This window comes from Mesorhizobium sp. M0496, assembly GCF_040321205.1.
Taxonomy (GTDB): Bacteria; Pseudomonadota; Alphaproteobacteria; order Rhizobiales; family Rhizobiaceae; genus Mesorhizobium.
The window spans coordinates 1-26,155 of the sequence record NZ_JAMYRC010000028.1 but is presented as its reverse complement, the minus strand read 5'-3'; the positions used below and the strand labels follow the sequence as shown (position 1 = coordinate 26,155).

Here is a 26,155-nt window from a genome sequence, read left to right as displayed (position 1 = left end):
GGCGTACGGCGTTGGCGGCCGCGTGAAAGGGCTGGCAGGTTTGGAAGCGGTTAGCGGGCGATCAGGGACAGCGAGACTTCGGTCTCGGTGAGCTGCACGTTGAGATGCGTGCAGCGAAGGTTGCGATCGAACAGCGGGATCAGTTGCTCGGCGTCGATGAACTCGATGCCGTCATCACCACCGAAATGGCGCTGCTTGTAGTGAAACCAGTCGGGGTTGCCGATCGGGTGGCATTCTTCGGAATAGAGGACGAGCGGGCGCGCGCCGTCTGCGAGTTTTCCGTTCGATATGATGTAGACCCCTTGGTCTCCGACCAGCCACAGGCCGGGGATCTCGCCCTGGCCGGGCTTGAGGCCATAATAGGGATTGCGGAAACCACCGTTGTTGGCGGCATCGGTTTTTCCGCGCTCGATGACTTTGCGAACGGCAAGAATGGGAAAAGTGAACATCGCATCCCCCTCACGCGGCAACGGCCAGGGGAAGGTGGCGCAGATGCACCGGCAGCTTCGCCGCGATCTCATCATCGGTGAGTTCGTCGAGCAGCTTCAGCATGGCGCCCTGCCGGCCGCCATAACAGAGCACCGTGCGCTTGCCGTGATGCTCCGGCAGCCAGCGGTCCCCGGCATAGCCACGGTACTCGTCGTGGGTGGCGCTCCAGAGATGCTCCAGCCGCTCTTCGCGCGTCATCGCCTTCACCGGCCAGGACTCGCGCTCGACGATGGCATCGCGCATTTCGGCAGCCGATCGCGCCACATTCAGGTCGCAGTAGGCATGGAAGTAGCGCGTTTTGCCGTCGATGCGCAGCGTGTAGAAGACGCTGGTGATGCTGTCGGTAAGGAACTCGCGCAGCGCGAACATGTCGCCCCGCATCCAGAGCGGTGGCAGGATCTCCAGCATGTAGTCGTGCTCGACGCGGCCGACTTCGAACCACTCGCCGCTATAGAGAAATCCGGCATCGACATGCTCCCGGTTCGGGCGCTGCGCATGGCGATCGAACATGCGAAACATCTGCCGGCGGTCGGCGATGCCCTGGTAGACTTTACAATTGGGAAAAAAGGGGTTCATTTGCGGGCTCCTTCAGCCTCGTCGGGCCTGAGCGCGCAGCACCCTCGTGGATGCCCATCGTCTTCAGCCCTTCATGACCCCTCCCCTGCGGCCGCCTCTCCGTCCGGGCGGGTCAAGGGCCGGCGCAGCCGGGCGAAGCTTCACCCTTGCACGCGACCGGCGGGCATGCGGCAGCCGGGTTTCCTTTTCTACCTTTCCCATGTTGCCCTCCCCAATTTGGTGGCAACGTGCGCACCTTTTCGAGCGGACATGACTACGGCCGGCGATCTTCAATTCTGCGCCCCGGTTGAGTGATCGGCGCCGTCATGCGGATGCCGCGTCCTGCAGCATCGCGTTCCAGTCTTCCGCGCGCGGCTTCAGCCGCTCAAAGTCACAGGCGACCTCGCCGGCAAGTTCACGCAGCCTCGACACGAATGCCTCACCCTGCGGGTTGGCGTCGGTGGCCGCTACAAGCCGCCTGTTCGGCCTTCCTCCCAACAGGCGAAGAGCCGTGTCCGTCGCCGGCGACCAGCCGCCGCCGGTGCTGGCATAGAGCGTATCGCGCCGGATCCGTTCGATCGCGGCCAGGCTCATGGCGTCGATGGCCGCTTCGCTGACGCAGATGCGGGTGGCTGTCTCGGACCCCAACCGGAACAACACCTTGCCGCCCCCGGCGGCAAAACCACGCCATTGCGGGCCACGCTCCTCCCAGCCGGTGACGAGACCGGCCGCGTCGCTGTGGGCGGCCCACATGCTGCCGCGCGGGCCTTCCCTCAGAACGTTCTGAGCGATCGCAGTCGCAATGACCTGTTCGGGAATGTGCCGCTCATCGCGCAGATAGCGCCAGGTCGCCGATCCGCGCCACGGCTTGCGTCGGGCCGCCCATCGCTTCGGAACTGACTGGCCGGGTTCGGTCTTCCGCGACTGTCGTTTCCATTGCGGCTCGCTCGGCACGAACCCCGCAAGCGAGGCTACCTGCAAGAGGGCTTCCAGGAAATCGCCGCCGTCCAAATGCTGCACCAGCGAATAGACATCGCCCTTTGCATCCGACAACGGGTCGAACCATCCCTTGCCGTCATGGATGACGATGATGATATCGTCGCCACGACGGTATTTGACCGCTTTGCGCGTGCTTTCCTTGAGGTCGACCGCGAAGCCGCTGGTCTCCAGCACCGCGGCACAGCCGACCCGGCCGCGCAGCGCTTCTATATTCGTCTTTTCCATTTTTCTCTCCCGAGAGCCTTCCGGCCGGCCTTTCTTCAAGTCAATTTGTTCCGCACTACTGGCGGAACACTCCCCAACCGCCGCGAAGAGCAAAGGGCGCAAGGGCGCGGCTTTCGCCGCGGCGCAGCCTCCCTTGCGGCCTGCCGCTCGCAAGCGGCACGCCGTGGCATAGAGGCCGGTTCAATGAACCGGCCGGCCTCCTGTGTATGGACAGTATTCGGCGATCGCCTCGACCTCGTCGCCGTCGAGGTCTTCGGCAGGGAGAACGCCGTACTCGTTGTCATTGACCCTGAACAGGATGACCGGCGTCATCAAGGTGCGAGCGAGGTTCCAGGCGTGGCTCTGAGCGAGGCTGAGTTCGTGCGACATTTGTTTGGCTCCCGTGTTCGCGGGGACCATTCCCCGCTCGACAGGCGCCCGTCGGGTCCAGCCGGGACCGCGATCATCGCGATGGCGAAGCCTTGAGCGACGGCACGCTTGCGTAGTCCGACCCCCGAAGCGGGTTGATCGGCAAGGTCCGGGCTGGAACAAGGGAATTAAGCCGAAAGAGCGGGAAATGGACCCCGCACAGGAGCCAAGTCACTCGCCACGAAACCTCGCGGATTCATGCCTGCAGCACTTTGCGGCTGAGTTATGCCGGCTTCATCAAGGTCTAGGCGAAAAAAGCCGTTCTTCCTGTGCCGATGACGCCGCCACGATAGTGGCGTCCGCACAAAGAACCCATCCGGGCAACACCATGGCCGCCGAGAATACGAGAGGCACATCAAGCCTGATCGGGCTGACCGCCGATAGCGTTGTCGCCTAGGACTGGCGGTGGAGGAGCTGCAAAAGCCGCGTTCCAGGTTCTTGCAGGTATCGATGGGGAGGCTGGAAAGGCGACCGGGGTAATCCGGCGCGCCCCTCGTCGATACTGATCAAGTGAGGGACGCGCCGGATTTCAGCGAGCAATGCGATGATCGTTACCGCGGTATGCTGCGGATGTTTTTGGCCCGGATGGCCGCCGCTGCCTCAGCCGCAACCTTCGCCATGAAACGTCGCGTGAACTGGCCCACCGGAACCTTGGACTCCAAAGCCCATGAAGTCGCGCGGTCATCGACATTGATTTTCGTCCACGATGACCCAGGCCGGCGTATAGAGCTTCGCCCTCTTCGCCTCAGTCTCCGGGACCTCGACGCAACGCTCGGTCAGGTCCCGGAGCCTTACTCGTGATGGGAAAAGCAGAGGCCGCGTGCGGCGATCCTTGCCTGCGACGATTACCATCACGCAAGTCGGCCGACCTTTCGGCCAGTTTCTTCACCGCGATCGAATTCTCGCGCCCACAGGTAGGAATAGAAAATGAGGTGGCCGTGTTCAGGCTCCGTCATTCTCCGCTATCCCTCAAGGTGACGGCGTCCAAGCCAGCGAGAATTTCATCACGCTCGGCTCCCTTGAGCTCTTCGACACGATACGCTCGCTGTGCGCTTCGTCCGGACAATCGGTCGACCTGCTCCGGTCAGGAGCACAAATTTGCGCTGCCGCGCTTTGTGATCTCCACAGGTCCTCGGTATGCCGCCTCGACCACCTCGCCGGACTTGTTGTCGAGGTCGGAAGCTGGTCATCCTGGCTCTCCATCTTGACCCCTTGAAATAGCTGTTTTGGCAATATGGCTAAATTCCATGCCTCAGGTACCATACCGATCAAATAACGCCCCGCTCGGTTGCTGTCCCTTGAGACGCACGCGAGCGAGCTCGAGGAGCGCACAGGCTATCTCGTCCTCGGTCCACCGGATTCCGCTGCGCGCTCAAACAATTGCTGAAAAGCCGGTCCCAAGGCGAGCTGGCACCGAAGGCCGCGGTCCGGATGGTCGACCGGGTAGCCTGGTTGCACGATCGCAATGCTTGATCGCTTCATTGCAGGCCATGGGCTCTCGCCCTTCTTCTTTAGCCAAACGAGGCGCACCAACTCATGTTGTTCGTGCGCGGCTCGGCAACCGCTTCATCTTGTCAATCAGGCGCTCCAGCGATCCCGCGCGTTCCAACTCCCTAAAAAAATGGTGCGGAGTGACCCTGCCGAGCCTGTGCATCTGGGCCAGGTTCCACACATACGGATAGTCGGCCATGAATTCGGTTCGAGGCGAGGTCTTGGACGGTTTAGCCTCGGTCAGAATGCCGCCGCCCACGAACCGATCGGCCCTTTCGATGATTTGGCGCACCCTCGTTGTCACAAGCCATGTTCCTGCGCCAGGTCGGCGAAGCGCTTGCCCTTCAGAAAGCCTTCGACCAGGGCGACGTTCCTATTGACGGTGGGGCTAAAGCCCCAATAGGCGCGCAGTTTTTCCAGCATCATGCCGTTCGTTCATCCGGTTGTTCGCGCCCCTGCAAAGCCTAACCGGCCAAATCGGCGCCTGGAAGCCCTACGAGACTGACATCGGGCCCAGCGCGTACGTTGCTCTGAAAACGGGCCCTGACAGAACAATCAGCGAACTTCTGTTCTGACCTCGGCACCGATGCGACCGACGGTGACCTTGTGAACACGAAAGATGCGGGCCATCACCATTGATCGTTGTTGACCTCGCGAATGTCGGCTTCGACGGAGCTGATAGTCACTTGGTAAGAATGGTCGTCGCGTTGAGGCTGGTCCGAGGTGAGGACTTCGCCGTTGGACGCCAGCCGGATCGCCTGCCGACGCTAATAAGGGAAGGGCCGGCTCAAAGAGCCGGCCTTCATGTAGGAACGAACTCATGGATGATTGATACATCGGCATCCAGCTCGTCGCAAAGCCGCTAGCGTTGCAATCTCAAGCCGGCGCTCGGGCTTCTCTTGCCCGAAGATGAGTTTTCGATCGGCCGGCTGAAGGCGGCCGGATCGGCAGTATCAGCCACCTGCCAAGCGAACCGGACTTGCGCCACGCTTCGCTACTGGGATTTTCTCGACGAAAACTAGCGCGCCGATTGTTTCCTGGCATATGTGGCGACGGCGCAGAGGAAAGCCAAAGCAGCGGTGTCACACGCCGTTCGAGAGGGCCCTTTTGCAAACAGTACGGCATCCGCAATCGGAAGCGTCAGGCCATGCTTTTTGGCGAAGGAGGTAAGCTCGTAAGGCCGATCGTCATCTTGATTGCGAATACCAAGTTCGTAGTCCATCGATCATCTCCTCCCGGGTTCCCAACCATCCCCTCTTTGAGCCCACAATGATTAGCTGCCCATGGCAGGTTCTTGTAAAGAGCATCTTCTTCGAAAATGCCCATACCAAATTGGTCCATAGCTCGCGCGGCCAGCTGCACCGCCCAGCAGAGCCTGCGCGGATTCCTCTTTCTTGGCAGATCCGATCATGCCGCCCGGCTAGGTAACGCCTGCGCCTGTGCGATGGGCAAATTGTGCATTGCAATAATTTGCGTTTGGATATGATCCTGTCTTCGAAGATCTAGTCCTCCCAGATGTGATGCGGGCGCTGAATGCGGCGCACATCCTCCCGCGATGCATTCAAATCAAGCGCGCTGTCACCTCCGCCTGGCAGTGGCTTTTTCTTTGTATGAGCGGAGCGGCAGTTCCGGGCCATGGGCGATGCATCGCCGTCTAGGCGAGGCGAATGCTCCGGACTTCCAAGCCTTTCTTGCCTTGCCCGCATTTGACAAACACCTTCTGTCCCTCCACCAGCACGCTGAGCCCTGAGCGGGTCAGGGTGCTGGCATGAAGGAAGACGTCCTTCTCACCGTTGTCGGGAGCAATGAAGCCGAAGCCCTTGTCGGGTTTGTACCACTTGACGTGCCCCGCTCTCTAGCTGCGCACCCGTCTCGACGATGGTCCCTTCAACGAAGCGCGTATGTGACGGAGTTTTCGCGATGTGATCGCCGATCTCCAGCACCTGCGCGACTTGATGACCTTTTGGACTTTTTTCGACCGTGAACTTGAGAGGCGTCCCCGCGGCAACATCCCGGCTTCCGGCCGCGTCTAGCACTCGCACGTGCAGATAGGCCTCCCTGCCGACCGACAGTTTGACGAAGCCAAAACCCTTGCTGACTGTGAACCACAATACCTCCGCGTCGACAGGGTGTGCGGTGACGGGCGCCGGGCGCTGAAAGTAGCTTGGCTCGGAGGTCCTTTCCGAAAAGGAAACGGGGTCATCTTCATGGCGATGCCCGCGTGGCTCGCGATGGTCTCGATATTTGCCCATGATCATCTCGACTGGCATGGATGGCGCACTACGCTACCGTCAAGATAATCTCAATCGGGCGACGCGTTTAAAAGGCCGTGATGGCCGCAGCTGTGCCCGGCCTACCGGCCGAACCCTTTAAAACTAGATTCATTTCCCCTGAAACAATAGTGCCGGCGAGTCGATTTACTGACTCGCATAGGTAGTGCTGGAGTGCGAATGCGATGATGGCGGCGCGGGCGAACTGGAAGGGCCTTATCAGGCATTGCGGAAAGCCCGCTCCGGGTTTTCTTAGAACCGAACGGGGCGGGTCGACGACCATCAGCGCCGGCCCCAGGCCACAGCGCAGGGCAGACTCCGCATGATCATCATCTTGAGCGTCACGCCCAGCGTCGACGCCAAGCCGTGGAGAACCATGCCGCTGTGGCCGACGTGGATAATGTCGCAATGTCGATCGACGAGCTTTGGAATCGGCGTGGTATAGGCCGTCAGGCAGACGAGCGGCGTCCCCCACCTTTGCCCGAACGGACATCCGGTGTGATCGCCTTGGCGTCAGCCACCGCCATAATGGCCGTTTCCTTCCCCAACGTTACCAACACGGGTGTCGCGCTTCGCATATTTTGGTGCAGCTGTGACCAGCTAAAATCGCCACGACGCTTGGTGTTGACGCGCGTCGACAATTATCAGACAAAACCAAATTAAATCGGTTCAGCCGCCTACGCGGCAGCGCTCTGCCCAACAACGTCGGGGACCATGGACGATCGCGCAAAAGGGATCAGGAAAGGCGGAGCTGGAGGCAAGGCCAACGACGTCAATGCGGATTTGATCGCCGTCGTGGTCGCCATGGACTCCAGCGCCCCCTGCGTTCTGACCATCCCGCAGGCAAACGCCCTGCCCTCGGGCCCGTTCGAGCTTACTCACCGTTCGCTGCAGTCGGGCCTCAGGGGATGGGTGGAACAGCAGACGGGCCAGCCGCTCGGCTATATCGAACAGCTCTACACCTTCGCCGATCGCGACCGGGTTGGCGCTGATGACCGCGTGATCTCTATCAGCTATCTGGCGCTCACCCACCAAGACGAAGCTGGCGGCTCGGCCGGGCCACACTGGGGAAGCTGGTACGACTATTTCCCGTGGGAGGATCACCGCTCCGGCACACCGGCGGTCGTGCTGGACGAATTGCGGCCGCGCCTGATGGAATGGGCGGATGGCACTGACGACGGCACGACACGCCTCGACCGACGACGGCGGGCGGCGATCGCCTTCGGCTTTGACGACCGCCATTGGAACGAGGAACTCGCGCTTCAACGTTATGAGCTGCTCTACGAAGCCGCCCTGGTGGAGGAAGCAATACGCGGCGGATATTCGGCGGCGTCCACCTCGGTGTCGGGCAGATCGATGATCGCCGATCATCGTCGTATCCTGGCAACGGGCATTGCGCGGCTACGCTCCAAGATCAAATACCGGCCGGTCGTATTCGAACTGATGCCGCCGATCTTCACGCTTTTGCAGCTGCAGCGCACGGTGGAGGCACTCGCCGGCAGGCTCGTGCGGAAGCCGAACTTTCGCCGCCTGATCGAACAGCAGGAGCTGGTCGAAGAGACCGGTGAGACGACCGCGGAAACCGGCGGCCGGCCGGCGCAACTTTTTCGCTTCCGCCACGCTGTTCTCGACGAGAGGGTGATAGCCGGGACAAAATTGCCGCTGGCACGGGGTTGACCGCTTATACTCTCCACGAATATATACGCGTTATATTCAGTTGGAATATAATCGGAGGGCTCGATGAGCACCGTGCTGCTTTCGGGCGCTTCCCTGTACGATCGCGTCCGGCGCGTGATCCCGCCAGCCGAATGGCTGACTTTCGTCGACGATATCGACGCCATCCTCGATTTGAAGCGGCGCCGAAACGCCGTCATCCTGGCGCACAACTACCAGACACCGGAAACTTCCACTGGGTCGCAGACATCGTCGGCGACAGCCTGATCTTGCCCGCAAGGCAGGACAAGAGATCAGGAGCGTGGGCAAGGCGTCGGCGGTGAGCCGCTTCAGTCTCGTGGCTTGCGACGGCAAAGAAACCGTTGGAGAATGCCTGGGAGCAGGTGGACGAAGGCATGCTATCCGCCTAGACGACATTCGCAACTCCCCAAGTCCGCCGAGAGCACTGTGGCAATCGGCTCTCGCAAAACAGCCGGGGAAGTTACGGGCCGCTGCGGCATATACTGCAAGCGCGGCAGGTGTCATCCCGAGTCTCAAAGACCCCGTTCGGCCTTTGCCGCATGGCGCGCGGCGGCGACCTGCTTTCCTTCGCGGATCTTCACCCCGGCCGCCGCCAACAGGATCAATCCCTTGAAGAACAGCCGATGCTGAGCGCTTTGTTTCGCAGCGTGCCAAAGAGGCTCCCAGGCTTCGTGAGCTTCCAAGTAATAGCCGTGATTGAAAAGGTCGATTCCCCATCGGAACACGTTTGAGCTAAGAGCTTCCTCGACGCCAACAACGGTCACCGGGTCGCTTTGGTAACTGTGACCCAATGGGTCACGAACCGGATGTGGATTTTTGCCAGGTAGGTATGCGTAGCTCGGGAACCCTTTTCGGGCAGCAAGCGAGGACGTGACATAGACTCAGCAATCACGAACGCACGTTGACGGCAATTCATGTCACATGGAATCTGACGGGACACCGCCCTGCATTCTCCTTGGAAGGTTTTCGATAGCCGGTGAGTTGACGAGTTGGACGCCGCGCAGTCCGATTTGCCGAATACGAGCCCGCCCCGCGCACATACCGCTTTGATGTCTTCGGTGGGGCCCGAGGGCGCTGCGGCGGGTCGGCACATGCCTTTGCCATCCGCCTGGTCCGGATGGAGCGCAAGGGACGGTTGGCGTACCTTGCTGAGAGTCCGGCGGAGGATTTTGCCCGTCGGCGATCCTGCTGGATTTCGTAGTTGATCGTCCGACCCTCGATAAGGATCGAAAGACCCGCTCGCTCCACAGCCGAAATGTGCCAACGGCGGCAGTCGCGACCGCCGTTCCGAAGACAAGATACTGACGGCCCTATCTGCAGCCGAGGGCTAGGCGCCGTCCTCGTCACTACCGACCAAGGCGATAGAAGGCAGGAAAGAGCGAGGCCGCTGCTCGCTCTTTCCTGAGGGCCACAATCGCGAATCTCAATTGGCCGTCACAGGCCTGACGAGGCGTTTCCCATGCCTGTAGGTGAATCTCGGTTTCCGATTAGATGTGCGGCACCCGCTGGCCTATTAGGATCCCGTAAGGTGCTATTCTGAATTCTCGCAACGTTTTTTGGAACCATGGTCGAGCGGGCAAAGGGAACAAGGAAAGACACAACCACCAGCATGGCAAATGACGTCAGAGTGGACCTGATTGCCGTAGTCGTGGCTGTAAACGACGGGGAACCACTAGCCCTCACGATGGGACAGGGTGATACCCTACCATCAGGGCCCTTCGCGTTTGAACGCCGATCGCTTCAGACCGGATTGAGAGACTGGCTGGAATAGGCATCCACTGGGCTACATCGAGCAGCTTTATACGTTCGCCGACCGGGATCGCGTCGATGAGGTTGACCAGCAGCGGATTATCTCGATTAGCTATCTGGCGTTGACCCGCAAAGACGACGCTACTGGCACGCAGGGGTGCGTTTGGCGAAGCTGGTACCAATACTTCCCTTGGGAAGACCATCGCTTCGGAACGCCCCCGATAATTGAGAACACGATATCGCCGCGCCTTCTCGCTTGGGCAGAAAGCGCGATCCGCATGAAGCGCCGGCGTCAAGCCACGGTTGCGTTCGGCCTCGAGGGCCGGTCATGGAATGAAGAATTGGCTCTGAGCCGCTATGAACTGCTCTACGAAGCACGCCTCGTGGAAGATGCAACGCGCAACAGGCGGTCGGCCGCGCGTGCCTCGATGCTAGGCGAATCGATGATTGGTGATCACCGCCGCATCTTGGCCACAGCCATTGCGCGCTTGCGTTCGAAGATCAAATACAGGCCCGTCGTCTTCGAGCTGATGCCATCGGCCTTCACGCTGCTGCAACTGCAGCGGACCGTGGAAGCGCTCGCCGGCAGGCTCATCAATAAGCAGAACTTTCGCCGGTTGATGGAGCAGCAGGAACTGGTGGAGGAGACCGGCGAAAGTGCTTTTGATACCGGCGGTCGGTCGGCGAAGCTTTATCGCTTCCGCCAAGATGTCCTCTACGAAACGGCGGTCGCCGGGACAAAATTACCGCTGGCGCGGGCTTGACATCCTTTATACTCAACGTAGAAATATGTCCTTATAATCAATTCGATTATAACGGGATATTCCTTTGCACCGTCCGAAGCCACGGTCTCGCTCCGGAAGCCCGTATGAGTGGATGAAGTGATCTTGGAAATGAAACGCCCGAGGACGGGCTTTTACCCTTTGTCATGAAGGAGGTGCCGCGCGCCGGGCCAATGCCTTGCGGCAATGGTGAAGGATGTATACCGCCAGTAAATGCGTGCGTCAAAGTCTCGGTCGAATGTACAGTTCGTCCAAATGTGCAATACGTGCGATTTGTGCAAGTAACACTTGGCACATTGTTGCATAAAAGCAACGTCTAATTATACAAAGCTTGCAAGATAAACTTTGAACTTGCACAAATGAGCGTCACGGATAGCTTCGCGCTGTGAAGCATGCACTGCGATGTGCGTCTGTTTCGATCGTGGGGGCAAGACGGTCGTCCATTGATGTTCTTCCCTTTTTTTATTGAGAGGCACAAGTTGAAGCCGCAAGACGGCTGCTAGGTTGCGAGCATACGAAAACGCAACACATCGCCGTCCCCCAAACTTCGTGTCTTCAACGCTCTTTCGGCGGCTTGCTGAGGGAATGCTATTGGGAAAGCCACATATGTCCGCGTCGAGTGATCTTGGGGATGAAAAGCGCCAGACCGAGCTTTCAAGCTTTGTCATGAGGGAGGTGCAGCGCATTCTTGCCCAATGCGATGAGGCGAAGCAGGGTGACAAGGTTGCTTTTTTTGCGCCTTCGGGTTCTCCTTCCAACGATACGACCGCCGTGGCCGCCGAATTTCTTGGTAGGCTCGAGGCCGAAGCAGCGCGACGGCTAAACGCCCAGGCGGGTGAGATCGCTTCGCGACCCCGGGCAGCCGATCATCCGCTCGGGCATCCGGTTCTGAAAGATTGTCCGAGAGAAGGCGCGCGCATTGCAGAGTGGGCCGGTCCAGTTGCGGGGTCGACGCATCTCGAGAGACGTTTTGGAATACCGCGGTCCACGCTGCATTGGTGGCAGCGGCACAATGATGTGGTTGCCTTTCGGAGAGGCTCCCGTAAGCATGTATTTCCCCTAGCTCAGTTCATCGACGGCAGGCCTATGCCCGGAATCAGGCAGGTCCTTTCCTCGATCTCCGATCCCAGATTGGCTTGGCTGTGGCTGATCAGCCCCTCGCCTCTTCTCAAGGGTCGCGTCCCTATCGAATTGCTCAGAGAAGGTATGAACACAGAAGTTGTTTCATCGGCCGCCCAGGCTGTTTCTCTGGTTGGATCGATCTGACGATTGGCCGGACGCCGGTGGCTGCTCGCGCACATTCTATACGTGCGCAAACAGCGAATGTACCAATTGTGCGATTTGTGCAAATGTATAGTTGTACAATTTGTGCAAGTAATTCCGAGTATTTAGTGATAAAAATGCAACTGATACTTCGTTATGTGTCCGGCAAACGGAATTTGAACTTGCACTAATTCGCCCGGTGAATAGCGTTCGAGCAGGGAAGGATGCATCGCGATGCGCATCTTTTTCGATCGTGGGGACAGGGAGCGGTTCGTCCATCGACGTCCTCGCCCTTGTCAAATCAATGAATGGAGATCAAGCATGAACATCAAGAGCCTTCTTCTCGGCTCAGCTGCGGCCCTGATCGCAGTTTCCGGTGCGCGGGCCGCCGACGCCGTCGTCGTCGCCGAGCCGGAACCGGCCGAATACGTCAAGATCTGCGACGTCTATGGCTCGGGCTACTTCTACATCCCCGGCACCGAAACCTGCCTGCGCATCGGCGGTTATGTCCGTTACGACATCAGCGCTGGCGATGTCGGCAGCTTCGATGGCGCACGTTCGACAGACGTTCTCAACGGCAAGGACCAGGGCACTTGGCACAAGAACGCCCGATTCTCGCTGAAGACCTGGACGGGCCAGGAAACCGAACTCGGCACGTTGAAGACCTACACCGAATCCCGCTTCAACTTCGGTAACTCGGCCTACTACGCTGGGGACGACGGCAATCCCGCTCACAACAAGGGCGCTACGTTGAATAAGGCTTGGATCCAACTCGGCGGCCTTCGCGTCGGTTTGGACGATTCAGCCTTCGATTCGTTCATCGGCTACGCCGGCAACGTGATCAACGATACGATCGTTCCGTACGGTGATTTCTATACCAACGTCGTCCAGTACAACTTCGATGCTGGCAACGGCTTCTCGGCGGTTGTTTCACTCGAAGAAGGTTCGGTGGACACCAACAATGTCTTTTACGTGGGCACGATCGACAGCTATGTTCCGCATGTCGTCGGTGGCGTGAAGTATACGCAGGGCTGGGGCGCCATCACCGGCGTCGTCGCCTATGACAGCAACTACGAAGAATGGGCCGGCAAGGTTCGGTTGGACGTCAACGTCAACGACGCGCTGTCGCTGTTCATCATGGCCGGCTACGGCACTGACGACAACTATGTCGACTTTGCCAGCGGTCGCGGCTTCTACAAGCAGTGGGGCGGTCACTGGGCTGTGTGGGGCGGTGGCACCTACAAGTTCAACGAGAAGACCTCGTTCAACTTGCAGGTTTCGGGTGACCAGGACAAGAATTATGGCGTGGCGGCGAACGTTGCCTACGACATCGTCTCTGGCCTCACGATGACCGCGGAAGTTGACTACGATCACTATGGTCACTTCAACGACGGCACCCCGTACGGCAACTGGACCGCTGCCGACAAGAAGAACAACGTTGGCGGTTTCCTCCGCTTTCAGCGCTCGTTCTGAGGATTGAAGGGCCCGTTGCTGCGTTCGAAGCGGTAACTGCGAGCCTTCAGTTTGCGGCTGAACCATTGTGGTGAGGTTCGAAGAGGTTGTCGGCGGATTGCTTGATCACGGACCTCCAATCCGAGCATTTCGTCGATGAGAAGGGCGCCCAGTTCCCGGGCGCCCTTTTTTTGTGCGTTATCATCAGGCTCGCGGAAGCGAGATGGATCGCGCGCAACTGTGCGGCGGACCGCTCTTCCATGCCCGCAAAACGGCGCTGGCGGCAGTTCAACGTTGAAAAGCAAAGGCCTCGATCCAGCATCCGGCCACCCGATGCCCGGCCGGCAAGAGGTCCGCGCCGCCGTCCTGGACCAGCTTCCCGCCCTTGGAAAGTTAGGCGTTCCCTGCCGGCGGTATCGAAAGCGCTTTCGCCGATCTCCTCGACTTTTATTGAGATCGGATTGCCGATATATTCTGCCACACGCGGGCGTTTTTCTCGCCAAGCGAAACCGCGACGACGTTGATGGGGAACCGCGCTAGCACGGTGGGCGGATCTCGCGCCAAGTCCACTGCCACCGACCATGCGAGATGCCGATAGTTGACGCGTCTGTCAGTTCGCGCGGCCATATTCATTCTGGTGCCGATTTGTTGCCTTTTCGTAGGTCCCCATTCAAATGAGACACCAAGCCCGGAAGCGAACGCTCCCGATGTCGCCACCGAAAATGCAAATGCAAACAATAGTCTCTTCATAGTTTCCTCTGCAGACAAGGCGGATAGAATGTCCCACCAGAACGCCAGCCGGAGAAAGACTAAACGATTCCTTTTGAGCGCAAAACGCCAAAGCGGACGTGCCTTTCAGGTTAGGGAACGAGGCATCCAGCGTCCAGCGGAGCCAGAAATTCGTCTCGACATTCTGAGGCGCCGTGCCGAGCCACCGCGCCGCCGTATCCTGATGCGCCCGGGAGCCGACAGGACGGTGCCGTCCGACTTCACCATCACGGTGCCGAGATGTTTTGTCAGTTCCGTCACGTGGCCTCTCCTGTGGTCGCGCACGAAGGATGGAATCACGTCGTGCAATTGTCATTCGTTGCCGCGGCTGGTTGTCCTCCTCGTCTCGCGCTTTCGATCCAGCGGTCGACAAGCCCTGCTCCCGGCAGCCAGGTTCAGCCTGTGCCCTTTGTATCGCGCCCGTAAGGACGCGAGTGGAAACTTCTCTGGGTTGGACACGGGTTGTCAGGCCTGCGCATTCCATCACCGTCGCTTTGTCTGGAGAGGAAGCGACGGCGGTGGAATGGACAATCACGATTGAGCCGTGAACGGATGCGGCGACGTTTGGCGTCGGAAAGTCCGGATTGACAGCTGCACCGCAGAGGGCGCTCGGCCGGTTGGAGCGAGATCTAGGCAGCAAGCATTCCGCAGTGGGTTGGGCTGTTTGGCTCTCGCATCCAGGGAAACTCGGCGCCGCAGAAGCCTGGGTTGCCAGTCAAATTTTTGTTTTCTCCATGCTTCACGAATTAGGATTGAATGCTTCGCTGTTGGAGGTGGAGGAAGATAGGCTGGGGTGACGCGGCCTGAGCGACCCAAAAAACTTCACACGGTGCAGATAAGGCAGGGGACCTCGTCGTGTCGACAGGCTGACTGGCGTTGCTCATGACTGATGCGAGCGGAAAGAAACATGCTGAAAATGACGCGTGCCGAGCTTCATGGGCTTGTCTGGTCGAAACCGATGACCGAGATCGCAAGACTACATGGCGTCAGGGACCAGCACGTCGCGCAGGCCTGCGACGCCCATGACATCGCTCGGCCGCGTGCCGGCCATTGGCAAAGAGTCGAACACGGCAAGACGGTGGAGACCGTCGCGCTCGACAACAAGAACAATTCTCCAGAGGCGATCATCATTATCGATCCGGCGGTCGGGAGGCCCGGCCGGGTTAAGCGGGGCCACGACGATGGGGAATCCAAGAGATATGCGGCATGATCCGTTCAGGGCCGGCGCTGGAATTGCCGCCCAAAAATGGCGTCTCGGCCGAGGAATCGAGCCGCCATCGCGGACTTTGCACGGAAGCAGAGCAGGCAGTGTCCCAAGCCCGGATGGCGAAGTGCGGAGCCGATGAAAGCTGCGGCAGTTGAGGACGCGTACGAGCCGTATATGATCACGACTTCGGGGCGCGCCACGGAGGCGTTCCGCGCGATGCACCAACTCACCTTGCTCGCGAGACATTTCATCGTTACGCCTCGTCACCGTCGAGATGATTGGCCGAAACATGGGCCCGGCCGCCAGGCAGGCTCAGGGCCATGGCGCCGCGGCAAACCGGCACGCTCGCTTTCCATATTTGACAAGCTCGGGATGCGGACGCGGACAGTTGGCGATCGATCATCGAGAAGCGGTGACGCCGAAAGCAAAAGGCCCGCCACCCGAAGAGGAGCAGGGGCAAGCAACAGGCGGCTGGTTCAGCCCTGCTGCCGCAACGCCAATGAGCCTGCTGGCAGGTCGCGTCGCCAACCGTCTGATCATGCTTATCTCGGTTAGCATTTGTCGGGGTTTTGTTGCTTCCACCGACAACCGCCACTATGAAGCAACACTTCGCCGACTGTCTTTCAGCCCACCCGGAGATTTTTCATGACAGAAGAAGCCGACAACAACATCGACGCCCTCATCGAGCTCACCGCCGATGTCGTCTCAGCCTATGTCTCCAACAATCCGGTCCCGGTGAGCGATCTTCCTGCGCTGATCGGCCAAGTGCACGCAGCACTGAAAGGCACGATTGGCAACGTTCCCGCAGAAATGACGGAGGCTCTCAAGCCTGCTGTGCCGATCAGGAAGTCAGTGACGCCGGACTACATCATCTGCCTTGACGACGGGAAGAAATTCAAGTCGCTCAAGCGCCATCTGTCGAGCCGCTATGGGCTGACGCCGGACGAATATCGTGCCAAATGGAGTCTGCCTTCGGATTATCCCATGGTCGCGCCGAACTACGCCGCCACGCGCTCGGCGTTGGCCAAGACGATGGGTCTCGGCCGCAAACCGAAAGAGGCGGAAGCGACGGCGCCCAAGAAACAGACGCGCAAGAAGGCCGCAGCCTGACATCAATCTTTGGGCTTCGTTCTGGTGGGCAGCAGCCATTGGCGTAATCTGCGCGGAATCAAAAGGCGGGACCAGCCCCGCCTTTCCCTTCGAACGACTCTATTTCATAGGAATTCGCAACGCCCTTGCAGCAATCTGCTGCCCCGGCCTTGCGGTTTAGCCATGTCCTTGCTCGCTCTTGTCGAGCGGTCGCCAGTACATCCGGGACCTGCCGCGTCCGGCTCTTGCCGGGACGCAGCAGAAAACTCAGCCGGCTTTGCTGAGGCTGCCAGCAGAAGACTTGCCGGTGCGGCGGTCCTGCTCGATCTCATAATTGATCTTCTGGCCGTCAGCGAGGGTCGAGAGGCCCGCGCGTTCGACAGCGGAAATGTGGACGAAAACGTCCTGACCACCATTGTCGGGCTGGATGAATCCAAATCCCTTGGTGCTGTTGAACCACTTCACGGTGCCGGTCGCCATATCTACGTATTCCTTCGTAACAATTGCAGTGTGGCCTGGCAGTTGTGCCAGGCCGGTTCAGATCAAGGCATTGGAATTAGACGCAGCAAAGAAAAAATTGCAAGACCCGGCATTCTCGGATGGCGTCACGACCGGTCAGTTAAAGACAACATCGCGAGCCTGCGCAATTGCTGGGCAGCCGTTTGCCGGGTAACCGAACATCCCGCGTGGCGGAGCTGGATTGAAAGCAGCGAGTGGCTGCCGATCCGTGGTCATCGTTCCCCATGAACTCGAGTTAGGCGATCTATCTCGCCGACAGGGTGCTGCGATAAGGTCGGCGCGGCGCGGCTTCATCACCGTTGACTTGCCGCGGCCGCGCGAGCGCAGCGAAAGCCGGTTTATGCGCTATCGCGAGGGGAGGGATTGCGCGAGTTCGGCCTGCATTGAGCAGGCTGTCAACTCGCCAGCTTTGTCGGCTGGCAGGGCCGGAAGCTCAAAGGCCATCAAAACGGCATCGACCTTCAGTCGGTGTTTACCATTCGCTTCTATCTTTCGCGCAGCGGCACGGTTCTGAGTACCGCACATAAAGGCCTGCTCCAGACAATGGAGCGGGCTTTTTTGTGTCACTTGGGAGACGGCTCCAACAATGCCGTCTACTGGAAAAACGGTCCGCAAGGCTGTGCGGCTTGTGATCTGGCTGGGGCTGGTCGTGCAGATGGGCAGGCCGAAAGCAGGCCCATCAGGCAACACTCTGCCCGCGTCAGGCTGGGCCTAAGCTGGGTTATGGCGTCACGGCCCGCAATTTGGCCGATTCATAGTCGAACGAAACACGATTTCGTCCACGCTGTTTCGCTTCAAAAAGGCAGCGTCCGGCGGTGCGAAGGACGTCTTGAGCATCTGCATCGGGAGAGATTTCCGCGCCGCCGATGCTGACAGTCACTTTCACGCCGTCCTGTTGGCCTTTCGCCATCGGGCCCGCCTCGATAAGACGGCGTATGTTTTCCGCGATGGTACCTGCCTGCTCTTTACGCGCGCTGCGTAGCAACACACCAAACTCTTCTCCGCCAAGACGACCGATCGAGTCTCCCGGGCGTGTCAGATAAACGAGCGCCTTTGCAATTCGAACCAAAGCCTCGTCACCTTTGGAATGGCCGTGTTGGTCGTTTATCATGGAAAAGTGATCCGGATCGATCAGGAGCAGTGTGTCGCATTCACCTTCGTCACGCTTTCTGTCCATCCTTGCGATAAATTCACCGCGACTGAGAAGGCCCGTCATCGGGTCGTGACTGGTCACGAAGGTCAGCCTATCATGTGCGTCCCTCAGGGCTGTGTATGATTTCTCCAACTTGTCGCATGTTTCCTGGATCGTTTCCCCCTGGGTGAAAATAAAGGCGCTAACGGGCAATCCGATGAGAATCGGGATGACGGTGCATTCCACCCAACTCAGCCAGTCGATCGGCATCTGCAGGCCAAGTCTTGCCGTGAACGACAGCCCGAAAGTCGCGACGACTGCAATTATCGTCACGACTGTAGATTTGCCCAGAATCCGTTTGCTGCGCGGCGTCATAGTGTTGCTATAGACAGTCCGGCTGAATGACATGTTACCAGCTTGATTAGGATTGTTCTGGACACACCGGCGAGGAGCCGAACCGGCAGGGTCCTCAAGGCCAGGTCGAGCAAATGCGCCCGCGTCCTGCCGACACTTCGCCTCGGTCGGTTCTTGGGCCCATTATGCTGGCGGAGGGAAATGACATTTTGACCCGCAGTGAATTTCAGATTTCGGCTGGAAAAACCCGCCGCCTGCTGTAAACAGCGCGGGCCTGCTCACGGATAGGGGAAATCATGACGCTTGTTTCGCCCACGGAAGGTTCGACCGCAGGTAGGGGAGCTGCCAGAAGCCGCCGCCTGTGGAGCCAAGCCGAAGCCCGGGCCCTCTACGAGTCTCCCTTCAACGAACTGCTGTTTCGCGCACATTGCGTCCATCGTGCGAACTTTGATCCCAACCGCGTTCAGCTCAGCCGGCTGCTGAGCATCAAGACCGGCGGCTGCCCCGAGGATTGTGGTTATTGCAGCCAGTCCGCGCATCACAATTCCGGACTGAAGGCCTCCAAGCTGATGGCGGTCGAACGCGTCATCGAGGAAGCCCGCAAGGCGCGCGATATGGGTGCGACGCGCTATTGCATGGGCGCGGCTTGGCGCAGCCCCAAAGGGCGCGACATGGACGCGGTGGTCGCAATGGTCGAAGGCGTCAAGGCGCTCGGCATGGAAACCTGCATGACGCTTGGCATGCTCAATCTTGAGCAGGCTCAGCAACTGAAGACGGCAGGGCTCGACTACTACAATCACAAGATCGATACGTCCGAGCGCTACTACGGCGAAGTCATTACGACGCGCTCGTTCGCCGACCGGCTCGAAACATTGGACAATGTTCGCGACAGCGGCATCAAAGTCTGCTGCGGCGGCATTGTCGGCATGGGCGAGGAACTGGCTGACCGCGTGGACATGCTGGTGACCCTTGCCAATCTGCCGGAGCCGCCCGACAGCGTTCCGATCAACATGCTGATACCGATTAAAGGCACACCGCTTGGTGAGGCGCAGCCGATAGAGCCGATCGAATTCGTCCGCACGATTGCGCTCGCCCGTATCCTGATGCCGCAATCCCATGTTCGCCTGTCGGCCGGCCGCACGGCAATGAGCGAGGAGATGCAGGCGCTGTGCTTGTTTGCCGGCGCCAATTCGGTCTTTGTCGGCGATACGCTGCTGACGGCGGACAATCCGAGTGAGGATAAGGACACTGCCCTGTTTCGTAAGCTCGGTATTGAACCAATGGAGCTTTCCGCCCGGTGAGCGCAGGGGGCTTGCTCGACCGTTACGAGACGACGCTAAGCGGGCTTGCGCGCAAGAACCGTTTGCGCGCGCTGTCGCCGCGTACCGGCCTCGATTTCGCCTCCAATGATTATCTCGGATTGGCAGCCTCGCCGCGCCTGGCCAAAGCCGTCGCAGCAGCACTCGCTGCCGGCACGCCGATCGGCGCCACGGGGTCTCGCCTGTTGCGCGGCAATACGCCCGAGCACGAGACGCTTGAAGCCGAAGCGGCGCGCTTCTTCGGTGTCGAACGTGCGCTTTTCTTCAGCGGGGGCTATGTCGCGAATTTCGCCGTCCTGACGACCCTTCCCCAAAAGGGTGACCTCGTCGTGCTTGACGCACTCATCCATGCCAGCGCCCATGAGGGCGCGCGGGCTGGCCGGGCGGCGGTGGCGGAGGTCCCACATAATGACGTCGACGGCTTCGAAGACGCCATCTTGGCGTGGCGCCGTTCGGGCGGCACCGGCCGCCCGTGGATCGTGGTCGAGAGCCTCTATTCCATGGACGGCGACCGCGCGCCCCTTGCTGATCTGGCAGCACTTGCCGACGGTCACGACGCATTCCTCCTGATCGACGAGGCGCATGCCACCGGCGTGTATGGTCCCGACGGACGCGGCCTTGCGCACGACCTCGAAGGCCGCGACAACGTTGTCCTGTTGCACACTTGCGGGAAGGCGCTCGGCGCCTCCGGCGCGCTGGTGACCGGACCCAAGGTAATCGGCGACTATCTCATCAACCGTTGCCGACCGTTCATCTATGCCACCGCCCCCTCGCCGCTTATGGCGGTCGCTGCAACCGAGGCGCTCGCCATCCTACGTGACGAACCCGAGCGCCGCGAGCGGCTGGCAGCACTCGTCGCCTTCGCCGGCCGGGAGATCGAAGCCCGCTGCGCAATCACACCGAGCGGCTCGCAGATCCTTCCGGTGATCGTGGGCGACAACGCCCGCGCCATGGCGCTCGCCCACTCGCTGCAGGCGCGCGGCTTCGACGTGCGCGGTATCCGCCCGCCAACCGTGCCTGAAGGCACCGCGCGGCTCAGGATTTCGCTGACGCTCAATGTCGAGCAGGCCGACGTCGCTGCGATGATCAAGGCACTGGCAGAGGAATGGGAGCGAATGGCGGCATGAGCCAAACCTTCGTCATCACCGGCACGGACACCGGAATCGGCAAGACGGTTATAGCGGCTGGTCTGGCCGGCCTGCTCAATGGCGCCTACTGGAAACCGGTGCAGTCGGGGCTCGACGGCGAAACCGATACCCAGACGGTAGCCAGGCTCGCGGAGCTGCCCCCAGATCGGATCGTCCCGGAAGCCTGGCGGCTCGTGCGACCGCTCTCGCCGCATCGCGCCGCCGAACTCGATGGCGCTTTGATCGATCCCGACCGCCTCGTTCTGCCCATAATGGCGCGTCCGCTGATCGTCGAGGGAGCTGGCGGTCTCATGGTGCCGCTCACGCGCAACTTCCTGTTCATTGACATGTTCGCCCGCTGGCGCGCGCCGGTCGTGCTTTGTGCGCGCACGGCGCTCGGCACGATCAACCACACGCTTCTATCGATCGAGGCGCTGCGCCGCCGCGACATTCCGCTTTTGGGCATAGCGTTCATTGGTGACCCTATGCCCGACACTGAATGCACGATCGCTGCGATCGGCAAGGTGCGTGTGCTTGGTCGCTTGCCTTTCCTCGATCCGCTGGCGCCCGACACTCTCCTGTCGGCCATGGCAGCGCATTTCGACATGGTGCCTTTTCAGCAGGCCAGCGCATGAGCCGCTCGGCCGTCTGGCATCCCTTTACCCAGCACGCCGTCGAACCGGCGCTGCCGAACATTGTTCGGACGGAAGGCGCCTACCTGCAGACGGATGACGGAAGGCGCATTCTCGACGCGATATCCTCATGGTGGGTGGTGACCCACGGCCATCGCCATCCCGCAATCGTCGAGGCAATCCGCTCAACTGCCGAAACGCTCGACCAGATCATATTTGCCGGTCTCACCCACGCGCCCGCCGAAGAGCTGGCGAGCGCGCTCATCGGCCTGGCGCCGAAGGGTCTGGACTGGGTGTTCTATTCCGACAGCGGCTCGACCAGTGTCGAAGTGGCGCTCAAAATGGCGCTTGGCTATTTCCGCAACATCGGCGCGCCGCGCTCGCGTATCGTTGTGATGGAATCGAGTTATCACGGCGACACAATCGGGACGATGAGCGTCGGCGCCCGCGGCGTCTTCAACGCCGCCTACGAACCCCTGCTCTTCCACGTCGACACCATCCCTTTCCCTGCCGCGGGCCGCGAGCAGGAAACGCTCGACGCTTTCGAGGCGTTCAGCCGTGATCGCAAGGCGGCGGCGCTGATCGTAGAACCGCTGGTCCTGGGCGCAGGCGGCATGCGGATGTATTCGCCAAGCATCCTGGCCGAATTGAAACGTATCGCCGCGGCCTCCGGGACGCTGTTCATCGCCGATGAGGTGATGACCGGCTGGGGCCGGACAGGCACCCTGTTTGCCTGCGAGCAAGCAGCTATTGCGCCCGACATATTGTGCACGTCGAAAGGGCTGACCGGCGGCGCGATCCCGCTTGCCGCCACGCTCGCCACCGACGCCATCTTTCGGGCCTACTATTCGCCGGATCGCAGCCGCACCTTCTTTCATTCGAGCTCCTATACCGCCAATCCGATCGCCTGCGCGGCCGCACTTGCCAACATCGCAGTCTGGCGCGACGAGCCGGTCATGGAGCGCGTCACAACCCTCTCGCGACTGCAGGCCGAAGGGGCTCGCCGCTTTGCCGGAGATCCCCGCTTCGCCGATGTCCGGGTGACCGGCACGGTTGCCGCCTTCGAACTGGCGGTCGCCAACTCCGGCTACCTGGCTGAAATCGGCCCGAAGCTGCGCGCTTTCTTCCTTGAGCGCGATCTCCTGGTACGCCCGCTCGGCAATGTAATTTATCTCCTGCCGCCCTACTGCGTAAGCGCCAGCGAGCTTGGTCGCTTGCATGATGCGATCGACGAGGCCGCCGACCTTGTTGGGCAAGCCGGATGATCCGAGGCGCGAAGATCATCGGTCTCGGCCACCACGCGCCGGCGCGGACCGTGCCGAATGCCGAAATCGAGGCCTCGCTTGGCCTGGAAGCCGGCTGGATCGAGAGGCGGACTGGCATCCGGTCACGCCGCTGGGCCGAGCCTTCCGACACGTTATCGGGCCTGGCCGGGCAGGCGGGAGATATGGCGCTGGACATGGCTGGCACCGACCGCGCCGCGATCGGCCTTCTGCTACTGGCAACATCGACGCCCGATCATCTGCTGCCGCCAAGCGCGCCGCTGGTCGCGCATCGTCTGGGCCTTGCTCATGCCGGCGCGGTCGATCTTGCCGGCGCCTGCGCCGGTTTCGTTTATGCGCTTACTTTCGCCGACGCCTTCGTGCGCACGCACGGCAAGCCGGCGCTGGTCATTGCCGCCAATATTCTGAGCCGCCGCATCAACCCAGCCGAACGTGCCAGCGCGGTGCTGTTCGCCGACGCCGCGGGCGCGCTCTTGCTGGTCCCGTCGTCCGATCCGTATCACGGTGTCCTCGGCGCTTCGCTGGATTCCGACGGATCGGGTTATGGCCTGATTCAGATCCCGGCAGGCGGCAGCAGCCGGCCGTTTGGCGGAGATTTCGACATAGCCGAAACCCGCATGACAATCGCCGATGGACGCGCCGTGTTCGCCAAGGCGGTCGAGATGATGGCGCGCTGTTCGGTCGAGGCGCTGGAAATAGCGAACGTTTCAGCTCAGTCCGTGGATCGGTTTGTTCCACACCAGGCCAACGCCCGCATTCTCGATGCCGTCGCCGACAAGCTCGATATTGGCCCTGAGAAGGTGGTGAGAAGCATTGCAGAGTTCGGCAATTCCTCTGCCGCGACAATTGCGCTGTCGCTGTCCCTCTCCCATCAGGCCAACCCGCTTGCGCCGGGCGAAAGGCTTCTGCTCGCCGCGGCCGGAGCCGGGCTTACCGGCGGCGCGCTCGTGATCGGCGTCTAGACTAAGACTAGAGGGCGGGCAGCAACTCAGGCGCCCATTGGCTGCGTGGATTGTCGCCGGTGGTGTGCAGGGCACATCCCAATGCGGCAGCGCCCGGCGTGACGAGAACCTTGGAGGCGCTCCTTGCTTGCTGGGAGAGCAGCGAAGAACATCACGCTGCGGCGGCGGCCTGCACGAAACCTTGTACCGAGCCTGGCGACCACACTTCGACATTGTCGATCAGCCGCGTCTGGCCAAGCGAGGCGGCGACGAGCAGTCGCGCCGGTCGGTTGGGGATGGCGATGACAGCCAGGTCCTCGCCTGACCGCAGCTCAAGATACTCGACCTGCGAAAAGCCTGCAGCAAGGATGGCCTGCCGTGCCTCATCGAGCACACGATCGATGCAATCTTCGCAGTTCAGCCGCCGGGCAGTTTCGAACAAGATTTCGGCAAGGCGGGGTGCCGCGCGCCGTTCCGCAGCCGACAGCCGCGCGTTGCGCGAGGACATCGCCAGCCCATCACCTTCACGCACCGTCGGGCAGGCGACGATCTTGATGGGAATGTCGAGATCGCGAACAAGCCGCCGCACCACATGCAATTGCTGGAAATCCTTCTCGCCAAAGAATGCCATATCGGCACCGGTCTGGAGACAAAGCTTGGTGACGACGGTCGCCACCCCGTCGAAATGGCCAGGCCGGAACGCGCCGCAAAGCCCCTCGCTCACCGCACTCACCGAAACCGTCGTGGCAAAACCTTGCGGATACACATCCGCCGCGTCGGGCGCATAGAGGATGTGGGCGCGGAGCGGCGCCAGTTTGGCGGCATCGTCATACTCGGTTCGCGGATAGGCGATCAGATCCGCCGGGCTGTTGAACTGCTTCGGATTGACAAAGAGCGTGACGATCACCCGATCAGCCTTTGCGAGGGCGGCACGCACAAGGCTGAGGTGACCCTCGTGGAGAGCGCCCATGGTCGGCACGACCGCCACCTTCAAACTATCCCGGCGCCACACGGCAACTATGCTGCGCAGTTCAGCAACTGTCCGAATAATGGGAATGCCCACGTTGGATCTCCTCTTTTCAGGTCTTCGGCTCGTCCCCGAACACGTGTTCTGCCGCTGGAAAGCGGCGCTCACGAACGTCATGCGAGTAGGCCGAGACTGCCGCGGAAGCCGCCTCGCCCAGTTCGGCGTACCGCTTGACGAATTTTGGACGAAAGGCGCCGAACAGGCCCAGCATATCGTCAACGACGAGGATCTGGCCGTCGCAGGCCGGCGAGGCGCCAATGTCGATGGTCGGGATCGCGATCTCCTGCGTGATCCGCCGCGCCAGGGCTTCAGGTGTCTTCTCCAGCACGACCGCAAAGGCGCCTGCTTCGGCGACCGCGACCGCATCACGCTGGATGCGATCGGCATCGTCGCCCCGCCCCTGGACGCGGTAGCCGCCGAGTGCATTCACCGCCTGCGGCGTCAGCCCCACATGAGCCATCACCGGCACGCCACGCATAGCAAGGAAGCGTATGGTCGCGGCCATGCTTTCGCCGCCTTCGAGCTTAACCGCCGCGCAGCCAGTTTGCGCCATCACGCGACCAGCATTGCGAAAAGCCTGTTCAGGACTTTCCTCATAGGAGCCGAACGGCATGTCGACGACCATCAGCGCCCGTTCGAGGCCCCGCCGCACAGCCTGGCCGTGCAGGATCATCATTTCGAGCGTGACGCCGAGCGTCGAAGGCAACCCGTGAAGCACCATGCCGACGCTGTCACCGACAAGCACCACATCGCAGTGAGCATCGACCAGTTGTGCAATGGGCGTTGTATAGGCAGTCAGACAGACCAGCGGCGTCCCACCCTTGCGTGCCGCAATGTCCGGTGGGGTCAAGGCCCTGATTGCTCGCGTTGCGCTCACCAACTTCTCTCACGTAAGGTCAACCCGAAGCCATCTGCCACAAATTTGTGCAGATGCGAAGAAGAAATTGCAGTGCATAATAATTTGCTGACTATTTATTCCGCAAGCTGCGACGCCGCTTCGAATGAGCACGAGTCTGAAAGCGGGGGGCCCCTAAGCGCCCAGTCCACTTCCCTGGCGTCACTGCCGAGCGGCTTCGCGTTTGCGACACTCTTGTGTAGACCGAAGGTCTAGGCCTTTACGGAGAGTGTGGTGTTGACAGGCTAAAGGGGCTGCTACACGCTGGTTAAATCGATTGAGAAGCTTCTCACTGCCCAACCCAGGCAACCATGGACGATCACCCAAAATCAACACGCAACGGCAGGGCCGCCGCCAAGGCCAAAAAAGTCGAAGCGGAGCTGATTGCCGTTGTCGTGGCCGTCAATGACGGTGAACCAGCGGTTCTCACCATCGGGCAGGGGGATTGCCTGCCCTCGGGGCCGTTCGCGCTGGAGCATCGATC

The 26,155-nt window shown here is 60.6% G+C and carries 28 protein-coding genes and 2 pseudogenes; 13 read left to right on the top strand and 17 right to left on the bottom strand.

Annotated features, from left to right (window positions below):
* Positions 1-50: 50 nt before the first annotated feature.
* The 11 genes from NKI73_RS21855 to NKI73_RS33685 form a co-directional block, all read right to left on the bottom strand.
* Positions 51-449 carry a DUF3085 domain-containing protein gene (locus tag NKI73_RS21855; RefSeq protein WP_352632961.1) on the bottom strand — a complete coding sequence of 133 codons (399 nt, stop codon included), beginning with the start codon at positions 447-449 and terminating at the stop codon, positions 51-53.
* Between the two features lie 10 nt (positions 450-459).
* Entirely contained in the window at positions 460-1,065 is a 606-nt protein-coding gene (locus NKI73_RS21850; RefSeq protein ID WP_352632960.1) for a DUF1419 domain-containing protein, read from the bottom strand.
* A 303-nt stretch (positions 1,066-1,368) separates the two neighbouring features.
* On the bottom strand, positions 1,369-2,268 hold the full coding sequence (locus NKI73_RS21845) for a DUF3991 and toprim domain-containing protein (RefSeq protein ID WP_352632959.1): 900 nt from the start codon (positions 2,266-2,268) through the stop codon (positions 1,369-1,371).
* Positions 2,269-2,448: 180 nt separating this feature from the next.
* Entirely contained in the window at positions 2,449-2,637 is a 189-nt protein-coding gene (locus tag NKI73_RS21840; RefSeq protein WP_352632958.1) for a hypothetical protein, read from the bottom strand.
* A 1,123-nt stretch (positions 2,638-3,760) separates the two neighbouring features.
* Complete coding sequence (locus NKI73_RS21835; protein ID WP_352633012.1) at positions 3,761-3,829, bottom strand: hypothetical protein; 69 nt, start codon at positions 3,827-3,829, stop codon at positions 3,761-3,763.
* A 381-nt stretch (positions 3,830-4,210) separates the two neighbouring features.
* A complete protein-coding gene (locus NKI73_RS21830; protein ID WP_352632957.1) occupies positions 4,211-4,471 on the bottom strand; it encodes a hypothetical protein in 261 nt (86 codons plus the stop codon).
* Positions 4,468-4,593, bottom strand: coding sequence for a hypothetical protein (locus NKI73_RS21825; protein WP_352632956.1), 126 nt, complete (start codon positions 4,591-4,593; stop codon positions 4,468-4,470). Before NKI73_RS21825 ends, NKI73_RS21830 begins: the two co-directional genes overlap by 4 nt.
* Positions 4,594-5,185: 592 nt before the next feature.
* Positions 5,186-5,389, bottom strand: coding sequence for a hypothetical protein (locus NKI73_RS21820; protein WP_352632955.1), 204 nt, complete (start codon positions 5,387-5,389; stop codon positions 5,186-5,188).
* A 432-nt stretch (positions 5,390-5,821) separates the two neighbouring features.
* Complete coding sequence (locus NKI73_RS21815) at positions 5,822-5,974, bottom strand: cold-shock protein (protein ID WP_352633011.1); 153 nt, start codon at positions 5,972-5,974, stop codon at positions 5,822-5,824.
* A complete protein-coding gene (locus tag NKI73_RS21810) occupies positions 5,955-6,419 on the bottom strand; it encodes a cold-shock protein (protein ID WP_352632954.1) in 465 nt (154 codons plus the stop codon). Before NKI73_RS21810 ends, NKI73_RS21815 begins: the two co-directional genes overlap by 20 nt.
* A 300-nt stretch (positions 6,420-6,719) precedes the next feature.
* The gene (locus tag NKI73_RS33685) at positions 6,720-6,869 is read right to left on the bottom strand and encodes a hypothetical protein (protein ID WP_502909582.1); all 150 of its coding nucleotides are present in this window, start codon (positions 6,867-6,869) and stop codon (positions 6,720-6,722) included.
* A gap of 282 nt (positions 6,870-7,151) precedes the next feature.
* Here NKI73_RS33685 and NKI73_RS21800 point away from each other — a divergent pair, with 282 nt between their 5' ends.
* Both NKI73_RS21800 and nadA read left to right on the top strand, forming a co-directional pair.
* A complete protein-coding gene (locus NKI73_RS21800) occupies positions 7,152-8,114 on the top strand; it encodes an NUDIX hydrolase (protein WP_352632953.1) in 963 nt (320 codons plus the stop codon).
* Positions 8,115-8,177: 63 nt separating this feature from the next.
* A pseudogene (gene nadA / locus NKI73_RS21795) lies at positions 8,178-8,383 on the top strand (quinolinate synthase NadA); the annotation flags it as partial.
* Positions 8,384-8,644: 261 nt separating this feature from the next.
* Here nadA and NKI73_RS21790 read toward each other — a convergent pair.
* Positions 8,645-8,896: a DUF309 domain-containing protein gene (locus tag NKI73_RS21790; protein WP_352632952.1), complete on the bottom strand. Its 252-nt coding sequence runs from the start codon at positions 8,894-8,896 to the stop codon at positions 8,645-8,647.
* An 800-nt stretch (positions 8,897-9,696) separates the two neighbouring features.
* Between NKI73_RS21790 and NKI73_RS21785 the strand changes: the two are divergent.
* The 3 genes and pseudogenes from NKI73_RS21785 (at position 9,697) to NKI73_RS21775 (ending at position 13,399) form a co-directional block, all read left to right on the top strand.
* A pseudogene (locus NKI73_RS21785) lies at positions 9,697-10,645 on the top strand (NUDIX hydrolase).
* A gap of 624 nt (positions 10,646-11,269) precedes the next feature.
* Entirely contained in the window at positions 11,270-11,929 is a 660-nt protein-coding gene (locus NKI73_RS21780; protein ID WP_352632951.1) for an antitoxin Xre/MbcA/ParS-like domain-containing protein, read from the top strand.
* Between the two features lie 318 nt (positions 11,930-12,247).
* The gene (locus NKI73_RS21775; protein WP_352632950.1) at positions 12,248-13,399 is read left to right on the top strand and encodes a porin; all 1,152 of its coding nucleotides are present in this window, start codon (positions 12,248-12,250) and stop codon (positions 13,397-13,399) included.
* Here the strand turns inward: NKI73_RS21775 and NKI73_RS21770 are convergent.
* Positions 13,384-13,683 (bottom strand): hypothetical protein, encoded by a 300-nt coding sequence (locus NKI73_RS21770; protein WP_352632949.1) that lies wholly within the window; start codon positions 13,681-13,683, stop codon positions 13,384-13,386. The genes NKI73_RS21775 and NKI73_RS21770 overlap by 16 nt on opposite strands.
* Before the next feature lie 1,370 nt (positions 13,684-15,053).
* Between NKI73_RS21770 and NKI73_RS21765 the strand changes: the two genes are divergently transcribed.
* From NKI73_RS21765 to NKI73_RS21755, 3 genes are all read left to right on the top strand, one after another.
* Positions 15,054-15,356, top strand: coding sequence for a hypothetical protein (locus tag NKI73_RS21765; RefSeq protein WP_352632948.1), 303 nt, complete (start codon positions 15,054-15,056; stop codon positions 15,354-15,356).
* Positions 15,357-15,741: 385 nt separating this feature from the next.
* The gene (locus NKI73_RS21760; RefSeq protein WP_352632947.1) at positions 15,742-16,002 is read left to right on the top strand and encodes a hypothetical protein; all 261 of its coding nucleotides are present in this window, start codon (positions 15,742-15,744) and stop codon (positions 16,000-16,002) included.
* The gene (locus NKI73_RS21755) at positions 15,999-16,463 is read left to right on the top strand and encodes a Ros/MucR family transcriptional regulator (RefSeq protein ID WP_352632946.1); all 465 of its coding nucleotides are present in this window, start codon (positions 15,999-16,001) and stop codon (positions 16,461-16,463) included. Before NKI73_RS21760 ends, NKI73_RS21755 begins: the two co-directional genes overlap by 4 nt.
* Before the next feature lie 246 nt (positions 16,464-16,709).
* Here the strand turns inward: NKI73_RS21755 and NKI73_RS21750 are convergent, their stop codons facing one another.
* Both NKI73_RS21750 and NKI73_RS21745 read right to left on the bottom strand, forming a co-directional pair.
* Positions 16,710-16,922 carry a cold-shock protein gene (locus NKI73_RS21750; protein WP_023749661.1) on the bottom strand — a complete coding sequence of 71 codons (213 nt, stop codon included), beginning with the start codon at positions 16,920-16,922 and terminating at the stop codon, positions 16,710-16,712.
* A 760-nt stretch (positions 16,923-17,682) separates the two neighbouring features.
* Entirely contained in the window at positions 17,683-18,468 is a 786-nt protein-coding gene (locus NKI73_RS21745) for a GGDEF domain-containing protein (RefSeq protein WP_352632945.1), read from the bottom strand.
* Positions 18,469-18,743: 275 nt separating this feature from the next.
* On the opposite strand from NKI73_RS21745, the gene bioB reads away from it, so the two are divergent.
* Genes bioB through bioZ form a run of 5 tightly spaced genes read left to right on the top strand, consistent with a single transcriptional unit; the run spans position 18,744 to position 23,770 of the window.
* Positions 18,744-19,748: a biotin synthase BioB gene (gene bioB / locus NKI73_RS21740; RefSeq protein WP_352632944.1), complete on the top strand. Its 1,005-nt coding sequence runs from the start codon at positions 18,744-18,746 to the stop codon at positions 19,746-19,748.
* Positions 19,745-20,893 (top strand): 8-amino-7-oxononanoate synthase, encoded by a 1,149-nt coding sequence (locus tag NKI73_RS21735; protein ID WP_352632943.1) that lies wholly within the window; start codon positions 19,745-19,747, stop codon positions 20,891-20,893. The genes bioB and NKI73_RS21735 overlap by 4 nt, the downstream gene beginning before the upstream one ends.
* The gene (gene bioD, locus NKI73_RS21730; RefSeq protein ID WP_352632942.1) at positions 20,890-21,528 is read left to right on the top strand and encodes a dethiobiotin synthase; all 639 of its coding nucleotides are present in this window, start codon (positions 20,890-20,892) and stop codon (positions 21,526-21,528) included. The genes NKI73_RS21735 and bioD overlap by 4 nt, the downstream gene beginning before the upstream one ends.
* Positions 21,525-22,790, top strand: coding sequence for an adenosylmethionine--8-amino-7-oxononanoate transaminase (locus NKI73_RS21725; RefSeq protein ID WP_352632941.1), 1,266 nt, complete (start codon positions 21,525-21,527; stop codon positions 22,788-22,790). Before bioD ends, NKI73_RS21725 begins: the two co-directional genes overlap by 4 nt.
* Positions 22,787-23,770, top strand: a complete 984-nt coding sequence (gene bioZ / locus NKI73_RS21720; protein ID WP_352632940.1) for a 3-oxopimeloyl-[acyl-carrier-protein] synthase BioZ — start codon at positions 22,787-22,789, stop codon at positions 23,768-23,770. The genes NKI73_RS21725 and bioZ overlap by 4 nt, the downstream gene beginning before the upstream one ends.
* Positions 23,771-23,921: 151 nt before the next feature.
* Here the strand turns inward: bioZ and panC are convergent, their stop codons facing one another.
* On the bottom strand, positions 23,922-24,812 hold the full coding sequence (panC, locus tag NKI73_RS21715) for a pantoate--beta-alanine ligase (protein ID WP_352632939.1): 891 nt from the start codon (positions 24,810-24,812) through the stop codon (positions 23,922-23,924).
* A 16-nt stretch (positions 24,813-24,828) separates the two neighbouring features.
* Complete coding sequence (panB, locus tag NKI73_RS21710; RefSeq protein ID WP_352632938.1) at positions 24,829-25,653, bottom strand: 3-methyl-2-oxobutanoate hydroxymethyltransferase; 825 nt, start codon at positions 25,651-25,653, stop codon at positions 24,829-24,831.
* Positions 25,654-26,155: the final 502 nt, after the last annotated feature.